The sequence below is a fragment of the Dyadobacter alkalitolerans DSM 23607 genome (assembly GCF_000428845.1).
Lineage (GTDB): Bacteria > Bacteroidota > Bacteroidia > Cytophagales > Spirosomataceae > Dyadobacter > Dyadobacter alkalitolerans.
In genome coordinates, this window is sequence record NZ_AUAS01000001.1 from 245,387 (window position 1) to 261,971 (window position 16,585).

A 16,585-nucleotide genomic window follows, 5' to 3' on the forward strand; every position below is an offset into this window, starting at 1 on the left:
AATCCGCGACAATTAATCTGTATTTTTGTTTCTTACATACCTATGAAATAAAACCCACTAGCAAGCATCTCATGTTACAATTCTTTAAATATGTCCTGGCCACTTTTGTCGGCATAATCATTTTTCTTTTTGCTTCCTTTTTCATCCTTGCCGGTATCGGTTCCATGCTTTCGTCAGATGACGAGGTCGTTATAGCAGAAAAATCTGTCCTTAAATTAGACCTTAACAAACCGATACAGGAGGTTGGCGTCGAAAATCCTTTTGCTGAAATCGGCGGGCCGTTTGGTGGCAACGAGAATGCGGTCGGACTGAAAGACATTATCGAAGCGTTAAAGAGTGCGCAGAAAGACGACAATATCAAGGGCATTTACCTGAAAACAGAAGGACCGGAAGCCGGATGGGCAACATTGGAGGAGATCCGGAACCAGCTTTTGGAATTCAAGAAATCGAAAAAATTCATCGTCACTTACGGCGAATCTTATTCTGAAAAAGGCTATTACATTGCTTCATTAGCCGACAAAATTTACCTGAATCCTGCTGGCGGTATTGAATGGAACGGACTTTCTGCCGAATACAGCTTCTTTAAGGGCACTTTTGACAAGCTGGACATCAAGCCATTGGTGTTTCGGGTAGGCGAGTTCAAAAGCGCGATCGAGATGTTCTCACGTCAGGATATGAGCGATTCGAGTAAAAAGCAGTCCATTGAACTGATTACAGCCATTAATGGCAATTTTCTCAAAAGTATCTCCGCTTCCCGTAAAATTCCGGTTGCTGAGTTAAAAGGACTTGCTGATTCCCTTGCCGTTGACAATCCCAAAGCTGCATTAAAATACAAATTTGTAACGGACCTTGGTTACCAGGACGAACTGGAGTCTTATCTGAAAAGAGATTTGAAAATAGAGGACAAGAAAAAGATCACTTATGTGGGTGTAGATAAATATCTGAAAGGCGGCAGCAAGGTTGATGAGGGTGATTTTAACAAACGCATTGGCGTGCTGGTTGCTGAGGGAGAAATTACTTCCGGCGATGGCGGCGACGATAATATCGGCTCAGACAAGTTTGTAAAAGAACTGAAAGAGATTCGTGAAAATGACAAAATCAAGGCGGTCGTGATCCGGATCAATTCCCCTGGCGGAAGCGCATTAGCCTCTGACGTCATGTGGCGCGAAATACAAATTACAGCCAAAAAGAAGCCTGTCATTGCTTCTATGTCTGATGTAGCAGCTTCCGGCGGCTATTATATGGCTATGGGTTGCGACAAAATTGTGGCACAGCCGAACACCATAACCGGTTCGATCGGGATATTCGGCTTGATTTTCAATGTTTCAGATTTCATGAATAACAAGCTTGGGGTGACATTTGACGGCGTGGGCACCAGTCCGCATGCTGACTGGCCTACTGCAACCCGCGACATGACGGAATTTGAAAAATCAATGATCCAAAAGAGTGTGAACGAAGGTTACGAGACATTCACCAAAAAAGCAGCGGCGGGCAGAAAAATGTCTGTTGAAAAACTAAAAAGCCTGGCACAAGGACGCGTTTGGTCTGGTGTTGAAGCCAAGGAAAACGGCCTTGTGGATGTTTTGGGAGGTGTGGATGATGCCATCAAAATTGCTGCAAAAGCGGCGAAATTGGGTGAAGGCGATTATCGAGTGCGTTATTATCCTGAAAAGAAAAAGCCATTTGACGAGCTGGTAACGAAAATGATGGGCGATGAGGAAGAAAAAGCATCGACAAAGGCACTTGGTGAACTTGCTCCTTATGTCAAAATGTATAAAAAGCTTTTGAACATGGGCGGAACACAAACCAGAATGCCTTTCGAACTTGTAATTCGCTAATCGTTTCTGTTAATCGACGATCAGCTCACCGGTTTCTTCATCAATTTCTTTTCTGACAATCAGTACGGCGTGTTTATTAGGAGCAATTCCTACGCCGTCCTGTTTGGCATACACCTTCGTAAATTCTGCTCCAAAATAAAGAATAATAGAAGAATAGTAAATCCAGGTCAGCAGGATTACGATAGAAGCGGAAGTTCCGTATGCTGCACCAAGGTCAGACTGACCCAGATAAAAGCTGATCACAAACTTGCCTATCAGGAACAGAATGGCCGTAAAAGTTGCTCCTACCATACACTCCTTCCATCTCAGCTCGCCATCCGGTAACACTTTGAAGATCACTGTAAACAGCGCAGTAATAATGGTCAAAACAAGGGCCAGGTTTACAATGTAGAAAAACACAACAGAACCTTCCGAAAAGTATCTTTCCAACTGATTACTCAGCACATCCACCAATGCACTTGCACCCAGCGATACAACCAGCAGGAAGCCAAGCGTAAGGATCAGTGAAAAAGATATAAGTCTATTTTTAAGATATTGAAGCCAGCCTTTTTTGGGTTTGGATTTGATAGCCCAGATGTAGTTGATCGAATCCTGCATTTCGGCAAAAACCCCCGTTGCACCGATCAGCAAGGTTCCAATCCCTATCGCGGCAGCCACACCGGACTTGTTGGAAAGCTCTGCGTTTTTAAGAATTTCCTGCAATTGCTGAGCTGCACTCGCGCCTACCAATCCTCTGATCTGGTCAAACAACTCGCCTTGAATGGCATCCCGCCCGAAAAAAATGCTGAACACCGAAATGATGACCAGCAGCATGGGAGCCAGGGAAAATATCGTGTAGTAGGAAAGAGCTGCACTCAGTTTCAGCCCGTTATCATTCATAAATTCACTGAAACTTTCTTTGAGGATGGAGAAATACAGCTTTACGTTTTTCATACGATGTTTTACTAATTCAATGTTACTTTCGAATCAGCAAACAAAAATATCCATGCCAAAGCAGCAATCTGAACGGGCTTATAACAGCAAACCGGCAAGCGTTGCCGACATGTAGGAAGCCAATGTTCCGCAAATGAGTGCTTTAAATCCCAGCCTTGCCAGGTCGGCGCGGCGTGACGGTGCAAGTTCTCCGATCCCACCTACCTGAATGGCAATGGAGCTGAAATTTGCAAAACCGCACAATGCAAAACTGGTGATCACGATGGTTTTATGATCCAGCGTCTCCTTCATTTTCACGAGATCCAGATAGGCCACAAACTCGTTGATAACCATTTTTGTCCCCATTAACGAGCCAGCAGCCTCGATATCCTTCCCGGGAACACCCATGGCCCACGCAAAAACAGAGAAAACTTTACCAAGCACAAAGTTGAAACTCAACTGTGGAAAAGCAAACAAACCGCCAATCAAACCCAGCAAATAGTCGAGCAAGGCAACTAATGCGATAAAGCCGATTAACATAGCTATTACATTAAAACCAACCTTCAAACCCTCGCTCGCTCCAGCCGCGATGGCATCCAGCAAGTTTGCGTGCGTTTTCTGGATTTCCAGCTTTACGACGCCTTTTGTGTTCGAAGTCTCAGTTTCAGGAAAAACGATTTTTGAGATAACCAGTGCCCCCGGAGCAGCCATTAAGCTGGCAGCGATAAGATAAGGAGCCGGAACGCCCAATGAAATATAAACAGCCATTACACCGCCCGCTATACACGCAAAACTTCCTGTCATAGAAGCCATTAACTCGGAATTAGTCATATTTTTCAGATAAGGCTTAATCATAATCTGTGCCTCCACCTGACCCACGAATGTGCTGGCAACATTGGAAAGAGCTTCTGCACCACTTACGCCCATAAGCCAGTAAACGCCGCGCGCAATGACAGAAACCACGCGTTGCATAATGCCCAAATGGTAGAGCATATTCACCAAAACGGCAACAAATATGATTGTTGGAATTACTTTAAAGAAGAATACGAAGTCGTTTCCAGGGCCGAATGCACGTTGCATTAAATCGGGGCGAACGAGCGTTCCGAATACAAAATCGGCGCCCCTGTCGGAAAATGAGAGTAGTTTTTGAACTTTATCACCCAGCCACTGAAAGATCCGCTGGCCGGTTTCGGTACGAAGAATAAATACAGCCAAGCCAAATTGAAGTCCCAACCCCACGCCTACTGTCCGGTAATTAATTGCCTTTCTGTTATTCGACATTGCGAATGCAATGCCCAGGATCAATATGATACCCAGCAGTCCTGTAAATCTTTCCATAAATTGTTAAGTCGCCCTTTGCCAAAAGGTGCAAAATAACAACAAATTAATTGGAAGATGCGAAATGTGTAAAATATACAGGATTATGCCGGAGATTATTTGGCAGCGATAATGGCCTCTGCCGGCATGGCCAGTTTATCGGATTGACGATGTACGATTTTCCACTCATTATTTTCCAGGCGGAAAACGATCGTAACATTCAGGTCAACTTTACTGCCGTCTTGGAGGGTGTAATGCTCTTTTTGAAGAACATATCCCTGCTCAGGGCCAGCTTGACTCGCGACTTTTTCTAATTTGAAATTGCTATTACCAGCCATTTTCTGACCAAAGGAATCCAGGCTTTTTTCAACCGATCCCCAACCTTTGTATTCCTGTCCGTCCAGTCCGCAAAAATTGCTTACATCTTCCGAGTGCGACCAAAGCGATTTATAGATTGAAGGCCGGCCCTTAACAAGCTCCTGGTTGCCTTCCTGCAATTTCGCCACGGCTTTATCGAATGTGCCGGATTGCAGACTTATATTTTTAACTGAATGAACCTGAGCGGGGCTTAATGTTGAAACTTGCTCGCGTGTTTTTGTTTTGTACTTAAATGAGGAGGCAACAAGGATGAGTAAGATAAAAACGGCGATATTACGATTCATGGCTAACAGACTTTAATTCTAACTCGAATTATAAGACAAATATTCACTGTAGAAAACTAAGAAAATAGCGTATTAATACCTGTTTCCAGCGCTTCATGCTTCTTAATTACGTGATTTGTTCAAGAAAAGTATACAGCGGACAAATAAAATGGAGAGCAGGTTACCCCACTCTCCCAATCGAACCTTAAACATTAAACTTTTTAGTATCCTAAAACAGGAGAAAGCCACTTTTCAATTTCTTCCAAAGGCATATCTTTTCGTCTCGCGTAATCCTCAACCTGATCTTTAAATACCTTACCAACAGGGAAATAGCGGCTGTCCGGATGCGAAAAATACCAGCCACTCACGCTGCTTGCGGGATACATGGCATAGCTTTCCGTCAATGTAATGCCGAGCTGTTCTGCGTCTAAAAGATCGAATAGCATCCGCTTTTCTGTGTGGTCCGGGCAGGCTGGATATCCGGGTGCAGGACGAATGCCCATGTAGCTTTCCTTAATGAGGTCTTCGTTGCTAAATATTTCATTTTTGGCATAACCCCAAATCTCCTTCCGAACGCGCTCATGCATTAATTCCGCCAATGCTTCCACCAAGCGATCCGCCAGCGCCTTCACCATGATGCTGTTGTAATCATCATGGTCCTTTTCATATTTATCCAAAAGCGCTTCGATGCCAATGCCCGCAGTAACTGCAAATCCACCTATATAATCGGTTTTTCCGGTTTCAAGTGGTGCAATAAAATCTGATAAGCAATAATTGGCCAGATTAGACGCTTTTTGCGACTGCTGACGCAAATGATGTAAAACTGCCGCCGTGTCTGCAACAAGCTCCCCTGCACTGAGATTCTCCGTTGCCTGCTGGCTGATCAGATATTCGATATGCTGGTGTGAACCATGCCTTTCGCAAGACACTTCGCGGGTTTGCTCTTCAAAATGATGCAGAACAATATCATCCTGAATTGAATTGGCCGGCCAGAAACCAATCACGGCTTTGGCTTTAAGCGTTTTATCCCGAATGATTTCGCCTAGCAGCACCGCAGCATCCTCGTACAATTTAACTGCTTCTGCACCAACAACTTTGTCTTCAAAAATCTTAGGAAACTTGCCGTGTAACTGCCACGTCTGGAAGAATGGTGTCCAGTCGATGTATTTGGCAATGTCATTCAAATCATAGTCATCATAAACCCTTGTCCCCAAGAATTGCGGCTTGGTCGCCTGGAAGCTGGCCCAGTCGATCTTTGCTTTATTTTCTCTTGCTTTTGCAATGGGCACATGCGCTTTTTCTCCGCCGCGTTTGGCATGGTCGATTCTCAGCTTGGCGTATTCAGCCTTAATATCTGATAACACATCAGCCTGACTCTGATCACTTTGGATCAGTTTACCAGCGACCGGAACAGATCTGGAAGCATCGAGAACGTGAATAACAGCACCTGAATAATTCGGGTCAATTTTAACTGCCGTGTGTATACGCGAAGTTGTTGCACCTCCGATCAAAAGCGGCATTTTGAAATTCCTGCGCTCCATTTCTTTGGCCACACCAACCATTTCGTCGAGCGAAGGCGTGATTAATCCCGAAAGACCAATAATGTCCACATTATGCTCAATGGCAGCGGCAAGGATCTTGTCCGTAGGCACCATTACGCCGAGGTCGATAATTTCGTAATTGTTACAGCCCAGCACCACGCCCACAATGTTTTTGCCAATGTCGTGAACATCGCCTTTTACTGTGGCGAGCAATATTTTTCCGGCTGAATTATTGCCTTCACTTTTCTCCGCCTCAATGTAAGGTTGCAGATAAGCAACCGCTTTCTTCATAACACGAGCTGATTTCACAACCTGCGGCAGGAACATTTTTCCTTCGCCAAAAAGATCACCTACAATGCTCATTCCGTCCATTAACGGACCTTCAATTACTTCTAATGGTCTGGCAAACAAGTGCCTGCATTCCTCCGTATCCTCATCAATATAATCCGAAATCCCTTTGACCAAAGAATGCGAAATGCGCTCCTTAACCGGCAATTCTCTCCATGAAAGATCAGGACCGCTTTGCGTTTTGCCCTTGTCTTTTACTGTTTCGGCATAAGCAACAAGCCGTTCGGTTGAATCGGCGCGACGGTTAAGCAGCACATCTTCAACCAGTTCGAGCACATCTTTTGGGATTTCATCATAAATACCGATTTGCGCAGCATTGACAATTCCCATATCCATTCCGGCACGGATTGCATGATATAGAAATGCCGTGTGAATGGCTTCACGCACGGGCTCATTTCCTCTGAAACTGAAAGAAACATTGGAAACACCACCCGAAACTTTCGCATGCGGCAGGTTTTCTTTAATCCAACGAACAGCATTGATAAAGTCTACCGCGTAGTTGTTATGCTCTTCCATTCCGGTTGCAACCGTCAGAATGTTCGGATCAAAGATGATGTCTTCAGCTGGGAAACCAACTTCTTCTGTCAAAATGCGGTAAGCCCTCGAACAAATTTCAATGCGTCGTTCGAGGTTATCAGCCTGGCCTTGCTCGTCAAATGCCATCACAACAGCCGCCGCGCCGTAGCGAAGCACCGTCCTTGCTGATTCCTTAAACTTTTCTTCGCCTTCTTTCAAAGAAATAGAGTTCACAATCGACTTGCCTTGCACACATTTCAATCCCGACTCGATCACTTCCCATTTCGAAGAGTCGATCATTAAGGGCACTTTGGATATATCAGGTTCAGAAACAATGAGGTTAACAAAGGTTTTCATTGCCTCCACGCCGTCGATCATCCCTTCGTCGAGGTTGACATCGATCACCTGGGCACCGCTTTCCACCTGTTCGCGGGCAATGGCAAGTGCTTCGTCGTATTTGCCTTCACGCACGAGCCTGGCGAATTTTTTTGAACCGGTTACATTACAACGTTCACCAATGTTCACAAAATTACTCACCCTATTGATCTTAACCGGCTCTAAACCAGACAGTTTCATCACTGTTTCGCTTGGCGGCAATGTTCTTGGACTATATTTAACAGCTAAGTCCGCAATTACTCGGATGTGGTCCGGCGTCGTTCCGCAGCAACCACCGATGATATTGACCAGATTATCTCTCAAAAATCCATCAACCACTTCGCCCATCTGCTCGGGAGACTCGTCATATTCACCCATTTCGTTCGGTAAACCTGCATTCGGGTGCGCCGAGGTAAAAAACGGGGCCTCTTTCGCCAGAATTTGTACATATGGACGCATCAAATCGGCTCCTAATGCGCAGTTCAAGCCCACCGAAAGCAATGGTAAGTGGGATACAGAAGTGAGAAATGCTTCCGTTGTCTGGCCTGATAATGTTCTTCCGGAAGCGTCGGTAATGGTTCCCGATATCATGATCGGCAATGCTTCGCCAGGCTTATTTCTCCACGAGTCGAGGCGCTCTATTTTACCATTTTTGGCATCAACGAAAAATTGATCGATAGCAAATAGTGCCGCTTTCGCATTCAATGTATCAAATATAGTCTCAACAAGCAGCAGGTCGCAGCCGCCATCCGTAAGACCTTTAATTTGCTCATAATAAGCTTCAACCAGCTGGTCAAAGCTGATCGCCCGGTAACCGGGGTTGTTAACGTCCGGCGAAAGTGACGCCGTCCGGTTGGTTGGCCCGATAGATCCTGCAACGAAACGCGGCTTATCCGGATCTTTTTCAGTGAACTCATCCGCAACTTCCCTCGCAAGGCGCGCAGACTCAAAATTCAGTTCATAAACCAATTCCTCCATGCCATAGTCGGCCATGGCAATGGTGGTTCCTGAGAATGTATTGGTTTCGGCAATGTCTGCTCCTGCCTCAAAATATGCAGCGTGAATGGCTTTGATAATGTCAGGGCGTGTCAGTGAAAGCAGATCATTATTCCCTTTCACATCGCGCGGCCAGTCCTTGAAACGCTCGCCCCTGTAATCGTGATCTTCCAGCTTATACCGCTGGATCATCGTTCCCATCGCACCGTCCAGTACAAGGATACGGCTTTTCAGGATTTCACGGATGTCTGCGTTTTGCGTTGCTACCATTGTGTTGTATTTCTATTAGCTGAATAATTTTAAGCGGAAGGATTCCAATGTCAACTGGAAAGCAAATTTAACCTAATAGATGTTTTGTTCAAAAAAATCAAAAAGTTCAGACCAATAGTCTACGTGCATTCCGATCGACAAATTATTTATCTATATTCGACCAGTTCAAAAAGTGATTAAAGATATTCTATCTATGTATAATCCCGACGAAACGGATGCTAAAATCATGCATTATCTGCAACAGGATGCGACCTTAAAAACAAGGGAATTGTCGGAAAAATTAAACCTATCTTACACGCCTGTCTATGAACGGGTTAGGAGACTGGAAAAAGAAGGAATTATTAAGAAATATGTTGCGCTGGTGGATCGGGAAAAGGTCGGCAAAAAGTTAATGGCTTTCTGCAACATTGCTTTGAAGGAACATTCCAAATCAATGGGGGAAAAATTTGTGAAAGCTGTCGTGGCCATGCCCGAAGTGATGGAATGCTTTAACATTTCGGGCGATTATGATTTTTTGCTTAAAGTCGTGGTGGATGATATGTCGCAGTATCAGCAGTTTTTAATGCAAAAGCTCGGTTCGCTTGAAAATATTGGGAGCACGCACAGCCTGTTTGTCATGGGCGAAATCAAAAATTCTTCTGCACTGGAAATGCACGTCCAGAAAAAATAAATACGGCGCCAGAAATTCCAGGCCGTATTCCAACTCACCCCTAACAAAATTTTTAATGTCTTTTGAATGTAAGGACATTCTTCAACTATTTACGTTCCTCACAAAGCAGCTGTTGCAAAATTTACCACTTTTTTCGCCAGGAAAAGGGCTTTAACATTTTTTAAGAATCGTCACAAATTTAAATGCTCAACTTTTGCAACAGAATTACGGCAATATCCGTAATCCTAATTAAGCAATCAATCCCTGACAATCTGATCCTCTAACTTTGCTCTTCGGACGAAAAATATCTTTTAACGAAAACGACTTTGAGACAGTCGTTGCTGCGTGCATTGCTGGTAACAACCAGGCGCAGAGACATCTCTATAAACAGTTTTTTGGCTATTCGAAAAGCATTTGCCTGCGTTACACATCGACAACCGAAGAGGCTGAGGAAGTTTTGAATGAAGGCTTTTTGAAGGTTTTCAATAATTTGGGTAAATATGATTCCAATCACCCGTTCAAGGCCTGGTTGAGAACGATCATGGTGAACACGGCAATCAGCTATTACCGCAAGCATAAGAAGCATAATGAAGATATGGTTTCGCTGGAAGACGCTCCATATCCGAAATTTGATGAAGATATCATCGGGCAGATAACCGCAGATGAGATCCTCGAACTGATCCAGAAAATTAAGCCGGTTTACAAAAATGTATTTTTACTTTATGTAGTTGACGGCTACAATCACCGCGAAATTGCAGATTTACTACAAATAAATGAAGCCACTGTGCGCTCGCATTATGTGCGTGCGAGAGCGCGCTTGCAGCATTTGATTAAACAATATTACCCAAATCTCTATCCAAGCGATTGGGCCGTAAAGTCATTAAGAGGAAATGAAAACTAATAGATTTGAAGATACTATACGCCGGAAATTAGAAAGTATAGAACCAGACTTTCAAGAGAAGGATTGGGCTAAAATGCAAAATTACATGCAAGCTCACAATCCTCCCACTTTTTGGCAGCAGCACAGTTCCTGGATCGGTTACGCCGCCGCAGCTTCGGTTTCGACGGTGATGGCTTTTATGTATGTGAGCCAGCGCACGCAAAACTACAACCTGACGGCAGACGTCAAAAACCTGCAACACCAGATCGAGGCGATCAAAAATATACCTTCTGAAAAAACAGACACGGTGTATTTAATGCAAAAGGCAGGTGATTCTGGTGAGTTGGTCGCGGTTTCGAAAGAAAATCTGACTCAGCAAAGCCAGGTCGATGCCAGGCTTGCCGCCGAGCCTGAGGACGTGCAGCAGCGACTTGCAGAGCATAAAATTTTAGTCAAACCAAATGCGGTTTTTGCAAAGCGTCAATCATTGGTTGCGGATAATGCATCGGTTGCCGACAACGCAGTTATTGCAGACAATGAACTGATTGCCAACAATGCGAATGGAGGAAACGGATCCGCAACTGACCAGCTGACGGTTCCATTCGAAGCACCGTTGGATATGCAACGCGCTGTTGCATTTAATACCGGCAGCTCGCAGGCTTATAAAATGAAGTATAATCTGGTCAATCGCATTTCTTCGCGCCAGTACAAACAGGCGCTTCTTACCCGTAACGCGAACACATTGCCTGTCGCTAATGCAGTGAAAGGCACCGAACAGGTGGCGCAAGCCGAAACGGTCATACCAAAACTCGACCTGAAAGTACCTTACAGATTTGGTGTAGGCTTTCAAACAGATCGCGTCGGTAAGGCGAAAAGCGTTTCGGGAGAAGTTCTGGTCGGAAAGAAATTCTCGATTTCTGCCGGGATAAGCTGGCTGAAAGTGAAGCCTATGGAGTTTTTCAATGAGAAATTATTCCGGGAAAAAAGCCGCCGCGATTTCCGCGAAAGCCTTCCCGGCGAAGTGCCGGCGGCATTGCACGTCTATAACATTAAGGTTGATCCTACGGTTGTACAAATCCCTCTGACCGTTGCATTCCGGAACAACATGAAAGACAACTGGGCCTATTATGCCGGCGCAGGCACCAACATTACCGTTTCCGCAAAAGAGAAGATTTCATTCGACGCCAAGTCGCCAAACCTTGCCTACCTGAACCAGCATTTCGAAGCTAAGTCGGATGTGCCACTGATCAATTCGGTCAATCTGACAATGGGTGTTGAAAAAGCCTGGTATCCGATAGTGGTGCAGGCTGAGGGATATTTGTACACTTACTTTAACCAGCTCAACCCTATGAGCCAGTCCGCCGGACCGGGCGTGAAAGTTAAGCTGATGTATCAGATAGGAGGAAAAATGTAAATAAGCCTCTTCAACTTTCAGGAACAATTAATAGATTGTTGTTTCTGAAAGTTCTATTTTTGGCTTTTATTTACTCCCCTATTATACCTGGCTTTTGAAATTCGCTGCAATAGATATTGGATCCAACGGTGCCCGCATGCAAATATCTTCGGTGTTGCATGACGAGGGAATTTCCCGTTTTAAGAAGGTTGAATATGTCCGTTTTCCGCTAAGACTTGGCCACGATGTTTTTACAGAAGGCCGGATAAGTCCAAATAGTGAGGACCGGATGATGAAGCTTATGCTTGCTTATCAACTTTTGATGGAACTGCATGAAGTGGATGATTACATGGCTTGCTCGACTTCGGCCATGCGCGAAGCAGACAATGGTTATGAGGTCCGCGAACACATTCAGCAGCGCACCGGCATTCATATTCAGATCATCGACGGCCAGAAAGAAGCGGAACTGGTTAATAATGTTGTGGTTAAATCGCTGAGCGATGGCCAGTATATCCACATTGACGTAGGCGGCGGCAGCACAGAACTGAATGTTTACAAAGACAGGCAGAAGATTGCCGCAAAGTCTTTCAAATTAGGTTCGGTAAGACTTTTGGAAGGGAAAGAATCTAAAAGCTCCTGGCTTAAAATCAAGGAATGGATCAATCAGTATGTTGACTATTCCCTGCCGATCGAAGCCGTTGGAACGGGTGGTAACATTAACAAATTGTTTGATCTTTCATCAAAGCTTTCCGAAAGCTCCACCAGCCTGGATGAGATTGAAAGAATGCGTGACTACATTGCCTCTTTCACACTGGAAGAGCGAATCAATAAGCTACAACTTAACCCGGACCGTGCGGATGTAATTGTTCCTGCGGGCGACATTTACACATCTGCAATGAAATGGGCGGGTGCTAATGTTATTCACGTGCCTGACGTGGGCCTGAAAGACGGCATGCTGCAATTACTTTACGATCGGGCATGCCGCAAAAAAAAGCCCGAGGTTAAGCCCGGGCCTTTGTCAGCGTAATTTATTAGGTTACCAAACCTGTTCAAGATCCTTTGCGGAATATTTGTGATTTCTCTCCACAAAAACAGAGTCTTTTGCTTCGCGTTTCAATGCTAACGGGTTTTTCTTGCCCAACTTCGCGATAGCAGCAACCGGGAAAAGGATCACGAAAAAAACCAGGGATAACAATATCCGGCCATTGATCGCACCCAAAATCTCTGCAATCTTGTACCATCCTTTTACGATCAAGTCTCCTGCTGCGGGGATTGCGATACTTAATACACCAACAGCCGCTGCTGCCATAAGAAGATACGGATACTTAGAGCCGAAAATAAAGTAGAAAACGACTAAGCCTGTAACGATGACCAATTGCGCTTTGGCCTTATCTGATTCACTCATTTGATATTTGGGATAATTTAAATGCAGTGGCTTTGAAAACCACTGCATCAATTCTTAAAAGTCTAACTGATCGGATATACTAGAATAGGGTGTAAATGAAAGGAGCAACCGCTGAACCTCCACCGATAACAATCAGGACACCGATAAGCAGTAATACGACAATCACAGGAGCCAACCACCATTTCTTACGCTCCTTCATAAAGGCAAACAAGTCTGTCAAAAAATCCATTTCTTTCGTTGTTTTTATTTCAAAGATAAATATTTCAATATTTTGTAATACTATTTTCCAATTATATTATTGTTAAGGCTTCTTCATTGCGTCTGTAAGCCTGTCTGCAATCAGTTTGTTCAATGTTGCGCTGCCGTGCCCGTCGTTTTTGCCTACGACACGTTCCTTTTCTGGAATTTTCAAAACGCCGTCATTAATGCCCACCACCGTTACACCTTTTGAGCGCAGATAATCTTCGACAGGCTTGGTATAACCAGCACTTTTATCAACCTGAAAAAGGAACGGTATGAAAACCGCATACATTTTAGCACCTGTGCTGTCCCGGTAATCGATCATTTTGGAAAGATCTCTCAGGTGTGCATTAAGCACGGTTGTGTCGGTGTACGCAGTCTGGACAAATTTTTCAAATGTGCTGAAACCGGTGTGAGGCAATTGCCAATAGATGAAGTTGGGCAGATAAAAACGTTTTACCAATGTCGCCATAGGGCCTTTCAAATCGCCATAAGGCTCTGCGCCTGAAAGGGAAAGCCCTTTTTCGCGGCCTACTTTCTCAATGTCGTTGGGAAAATATTCCAGGACAATAACATCCGGTTTTACAGGAAATTCTTCCAATCGTTTGGCTTCGTCACGCGTGTCAGCACCAGACATTCCCAAGTTATAAACAGAATGCTTGTCTGCACCTAGCGAAGCTTCCAGTTGATTGGAAAACCGCTCATTCACATCTTTCAAACCGTGACCGGCCGCAAACGAATCGCCAATAACGAGGATCTGCTTTTTGCCTGGCTCTTTCGTAATTTCCTTATCGTGGTAACCCAGTGAATTAATGGGTTTCCAGTACTTTTCCCACCATATCTGCGAAGCTTTGGAGAGCACACCTTCATGGCTTTGCGGAATGTACATGAAAATGATTTCGAGGAAAATAAGCGTTACCAGGAGCGGGACGGTAATCGTGACAATGTTTGCCAAAAGTCCTTTTGCCTTGCTTTTTACAACGCCGTAATAGAATATCCTGAGTATTTCAATAATGAGCAAAAACCAGAATGCAAACTTTGCCAGGCGAACGTACCAACTGTCTGCTTGCGGAAATCCGGGATAATCAAATTTTATCTGAAACTTATCAGGATAGAATAAGAAAATGAATAATAAGCCAAGAAATAAAATGCGGATAACGCTGGTAACTATTTTAGAAGCCATTTGTGTATGTTATTGATATTCAAGGAAATTAATCAAGAACAAATTCTTCTTTCCAGTTATCTTTTTCAAGCCATTCAGGCTGTTGTTTTTTATCAAAAATGAAATTGCCGACTACAAGGTAATCCATTTCTGTCCGCATGAAACAGCGATATGCATCATTAGGTGTGCACACAATAGGCTCGCCGCGAACGTTGAAACTTGTGTTCACGATAACCGCATAACCTGTAAGTGCTTTGAATGAATCGATCAGCTCATAGTAGCGCGGATTGGTTTCCTTATGAACAGTCTGGATCCTGGCGGAATAATCAATGTGCGTAATGGAAGGAAGGTCTGAACGCTCGAAATAGAGCTTTTCCCGAAGGTCCATCGCACCATAATTAGCAGGAACCGGCTTGCGCCTTCCTTCTGCAACAGGATGAACTAGAAGCATATACGGAGAGATTCCGTCATAATCGAAATATTCGGCGCAATCCTCTGCCAGAACCGAAGGCGCAAATGGCCTGAACGATTCGCGGTATTTAATTTTCAGGTTCAGTTTTTTCTGCATCTCGGCATTCCGGGGATCGCCCAGGATACTTCTTCCGCCCAATGCACGTGGCCCAAACTCCATCCTGCCCTGAATCCAGCCTACTACATTTCCTTCGGAAAGCAATTTGGCTGCATCACCGGCCAGGTCTTTGAAATTTTCGTAATGCGTGTAAACGGCTTTATATTTTTTAGCCGTCAATGCCACGTCCAGGTCTGAGAATGTTGGTCCGAGGTAAGATCCTCTCATCGCATCCGCTTTCCAGGTAATCTTTCTCTCCTGACCAAAGAAAATATGATAAGCAGCCTGCGCCGCTCCCAATGCACCACCGGCGTCACCGGCAGCTGGTTGGATAAAAATATCTTTGAAAATATTGGCTTTCTGCAACTTACCGTTCGATACGCAGTTCAACGCGACCCCACCGGCCATACACAGATAATCCGCACCAGTAAGGCGTTTCGCTTCTTTTGCCATCCGGATCACCGCTTCTTCTGTAATGTTCTGAATAGCAAGTCCCAGGTTGCAATGAACTGGTTCAAGTGCGTCTTCCGGCCTTCTGGTTTTGAAGCCGAAAAGCGCTTCCCATTTGTCCTCATTGACCATCTTCAAGCCCGTAGCATAATCAAAATAATCTTGATTCAGCCAAACGGAGCCGTCTTCTTTCAGTTCAATGAGGTCTTTGAGAATGATATCTTCGTACTTTTTGATATCAGGGGAAGTTGGGTTGCCATAAGGAGCCAGACCCATTAATTTATACTCACCGGAATTGACCCGGAAGCCAAGGAAATACGTAAATGCGGAATACAGAAGCCCCAATGAATGTGGAAATCTCAGTTCCTTTAAAATGCTGATATCTTTTCCTTCTCCCAAGCAAATGGAAGCTGTTGCCCATTCACCCACGCCATCAATGGTAAGAATGGCAGATTTTTCATACGGTGACGGATAGTAAGCGCTGGCCGCATGGGAAAGGTGATGTTCCGGAAAAAGCAGTTTTACTTTTTTCTTTTTATCATAACCCAATTTCACCAGCTCCTCATTGATCAGACGCTTTAAAAACATCTTCTCTTTAATCCAAACCGGCATTGCAGTTAGAAATGACCTCACTCCTTTCGGCGCAAATGCGTAATAGGTTTCGAGAAGTCGTTCGAATTTCAGAAGTGGTTTATCGTAAAAAACGATGGCATCCAGTTCATTCAGGGTTAATCCGCCATATTCCAGGCAAAACTTCACTGCCTCGGAAGGGAATCCCGGATCATGTTTTTTTCGGGTGAAGCGCTCTTCCTGCGCTGCTGCAACAATTTCTCCGTTATCAATTAGGGCTGCCGCCGAATCATGATAAAAAGCTGAAATACCTAAAATTTTCATTTACCTATTTAAAATTTTCCACTACAAACGCTTCCGGAGATATTTAAACCAGATGGCAATAGCGTGTTTTCCTGAACGAATGCACTATATGCTTAAATTGACGACAAAGCTAGCAAAAGTTGACACAAGTTAGGTATTATAGATTTTTTGACAAATAAGAATAATCCAACGGCAACGTTTTCGCCGCTGC

The 16,585-nt window shown here is 44.4% G+C and carries 13 protein-coding genes; 5 read left to right on the plus strand and 8 right to left on the minus strand.

All coding sequences use genetic code 11. The features are described 5' to 3' along the window. Positions 1 to 71: 71 nt before the first annotated feature. The gene (gene sppA, locus G395_RS0101040; protein WP_026628348.1) at positions 72 to 1,838 is read left to right on the plus strand and encodes a signal peptide peptidase SppA; all 1,767 of its coding nucleotides are present in this window, start codon (positions 72 to 74) and stop codon (positions 1,836 to 1,838) included. 9 nt (positions 1,839 to 1,847) lie between these two features. Here the strand turns inward: sppA and G395_RS0101045 are convergent, their stop codons facing one another. The 4 genes from G395_RS0101045 to metH all read right to left on the minus strand — a co-directional run bounded on the left by G395_RS0101045 (position 1,848) and on the right by metH (position 8,754). Continuing rightward, positions 1,848 to 2,771 carry a YihY/virulence factor BrkB family protein gene (locus G395_RS0101045; protein ID WP_026628349.1) on the minus strand — a complete coding sequence of 308 codons (924 nt, stop codon included), beginning with the start codon at positions 2,769 to 2,771 and terminating at the stop codon, positions 1,848 to 1,850. A 78-nt stretch (positions 2,772 to 2,849) separates the two neighbouring features. Then, a complete protein-coding gene (locus tag G395_RS0101050; RefSeq protein ID WP_026628350.1) occupies positions 2,850 to 4,088 on the minus strand; it encodes a NupC/NupG family nucleoside CNT transporter in 1,239 nt (412 codons plus the stop codon). Positions 4,089 to 4,183: 95 nt separating this feature from the next. After that, a complete protein-coding gene (locus G395_RS0101055; RefSeq protein WP_026628351.1) occupies positions 4,184 to 4,729 on the minus strand; it encodes a nuclear transport factor 2 family protein in 546 nt (181 codons plus the stop codon). 200 nt (positions 4,730 to 4,929) lie between these two features. Next, positions 4,930 to 8,754: a methionine synthase gene (gene metH / locus G395_RS0101060; RefSeq protein ID WP_026628352.1), complete on the minus strand. Its 3,825-nt coding sequence runs from the start codon at positions 8,752 to 8,754 to the stop codon at positions 4,930 to 4,932. 193 nt (positions 8,755 to 8,947) lie between these two features. On the opposite strand from metH, the gene G395_RS0101065 reads away from it, so the two are divergent. From G395_RS0101065 to G395_RS0101080, 4 genes are all read left to right on the plus strand, one after another. Further along, a complete protein-coding gene (locus tag G395_RS0101065) occupies positions 8,948 to 9,424 on the plus strand; it encodes an Lrp/AsnC family transcriptional regulator (protein ID WP_026628353.1) in 477 nt (158 codons plus the stop codon). Positions 9,425 to 9,689: 265 nt separating this feature from the next. After that, positions 9,690 to 10,304 carry an RNA polymerase sigma factor gene (locus G395_RS0101070; protein ID WP_026628354.1) on the plus strand — a complete coding sequence of 205 codons (615 nt, stop codon included), beginning with the start codon at positions 9,690 to 9,692 and terminating at the stop codon, positions 10,302 to 10,304. Positions 10,305 to 10,389: 85 nt separating this feature from the next. Further along, positions 10,390 to 11,697: a hypothetical protein gene (locus G395_RS0101075; protein WP_229203903.1), complete on the plus strand. Its 1,308-nt coding sequence runs from the start codon at positions 10,390 to 10,392 to the stop codon at positions 11,695 to 11,697. A 94-nt stretch (positions 11,698 to 11,791) separates the two neighbouring features. Beyond that, entirely contained in the window at positions 11,792 to 12,703 is a 912-nt protein-coding gene (locus G395_RS0101080) for a Ppx/GppA phosphatase family protein (protein WP_026628356.1), read from the plus strand. 9 nt (positions 12,704 to 12,712) lie between these two features. On the opposite strand, the gene G395_RS0101085 is transcribed toward G395_RS0101080, so the two are convergent. The 4 genes from G395_RS0101085 to G395_RS0101100 form a co-directional block, all read right to left on the minus strand. Then, positions 12,713 to 13,081: an SxtJ family membrane protein gene (locus tag G395_RS0101085; RefSeq protein ID WP_026628357.1), complete on the minus strand. Its 369-nt coding sequence runs from the start codon at positions 13,079 to 13,081 to the stop codon at positions 12,713 to 12,715. A gap of 79 nt (positions 13,082 to 13,160) precedes the next feature. Further along, entirely contained in the window at positions 13,161 to 13,310 is a 150-nt protein-coding gene (locus G395_RS32360) for a DUF5989 family protein (protein ID WP_169719989.1), read from the minus strand. 72 nt (positions 13,311 to 13,382) lie between these two features. Continuing rightward, positions 13,383 to 14,504: an SGNH/GDSL hydrolase family protein gene (locus G395_RS0101095; RefSeq protein ID WP_026628358.1), complete on the minus strand. Its 1,122-nt coding sequence runs from the start codon at positions 14,502 to 14,504 to the stop codon at positions 13,383 to 13,385. Between the two features lie 28 nt (positions 14,505 to 14,532). Continuing rightward, a complete protein-coding gene (locus tag G395_RS0101100) occupies positions 14,533 to 16,395 on the minus strand; it encodes a carbamoyltransferase family protein (RefSeq protein WP_026628359.1) in 1,863 nt (620 codons plus the stop codon). Between the last annotated feature and the right edge of the window lie 190 nt (positions 16,396 to 16,585).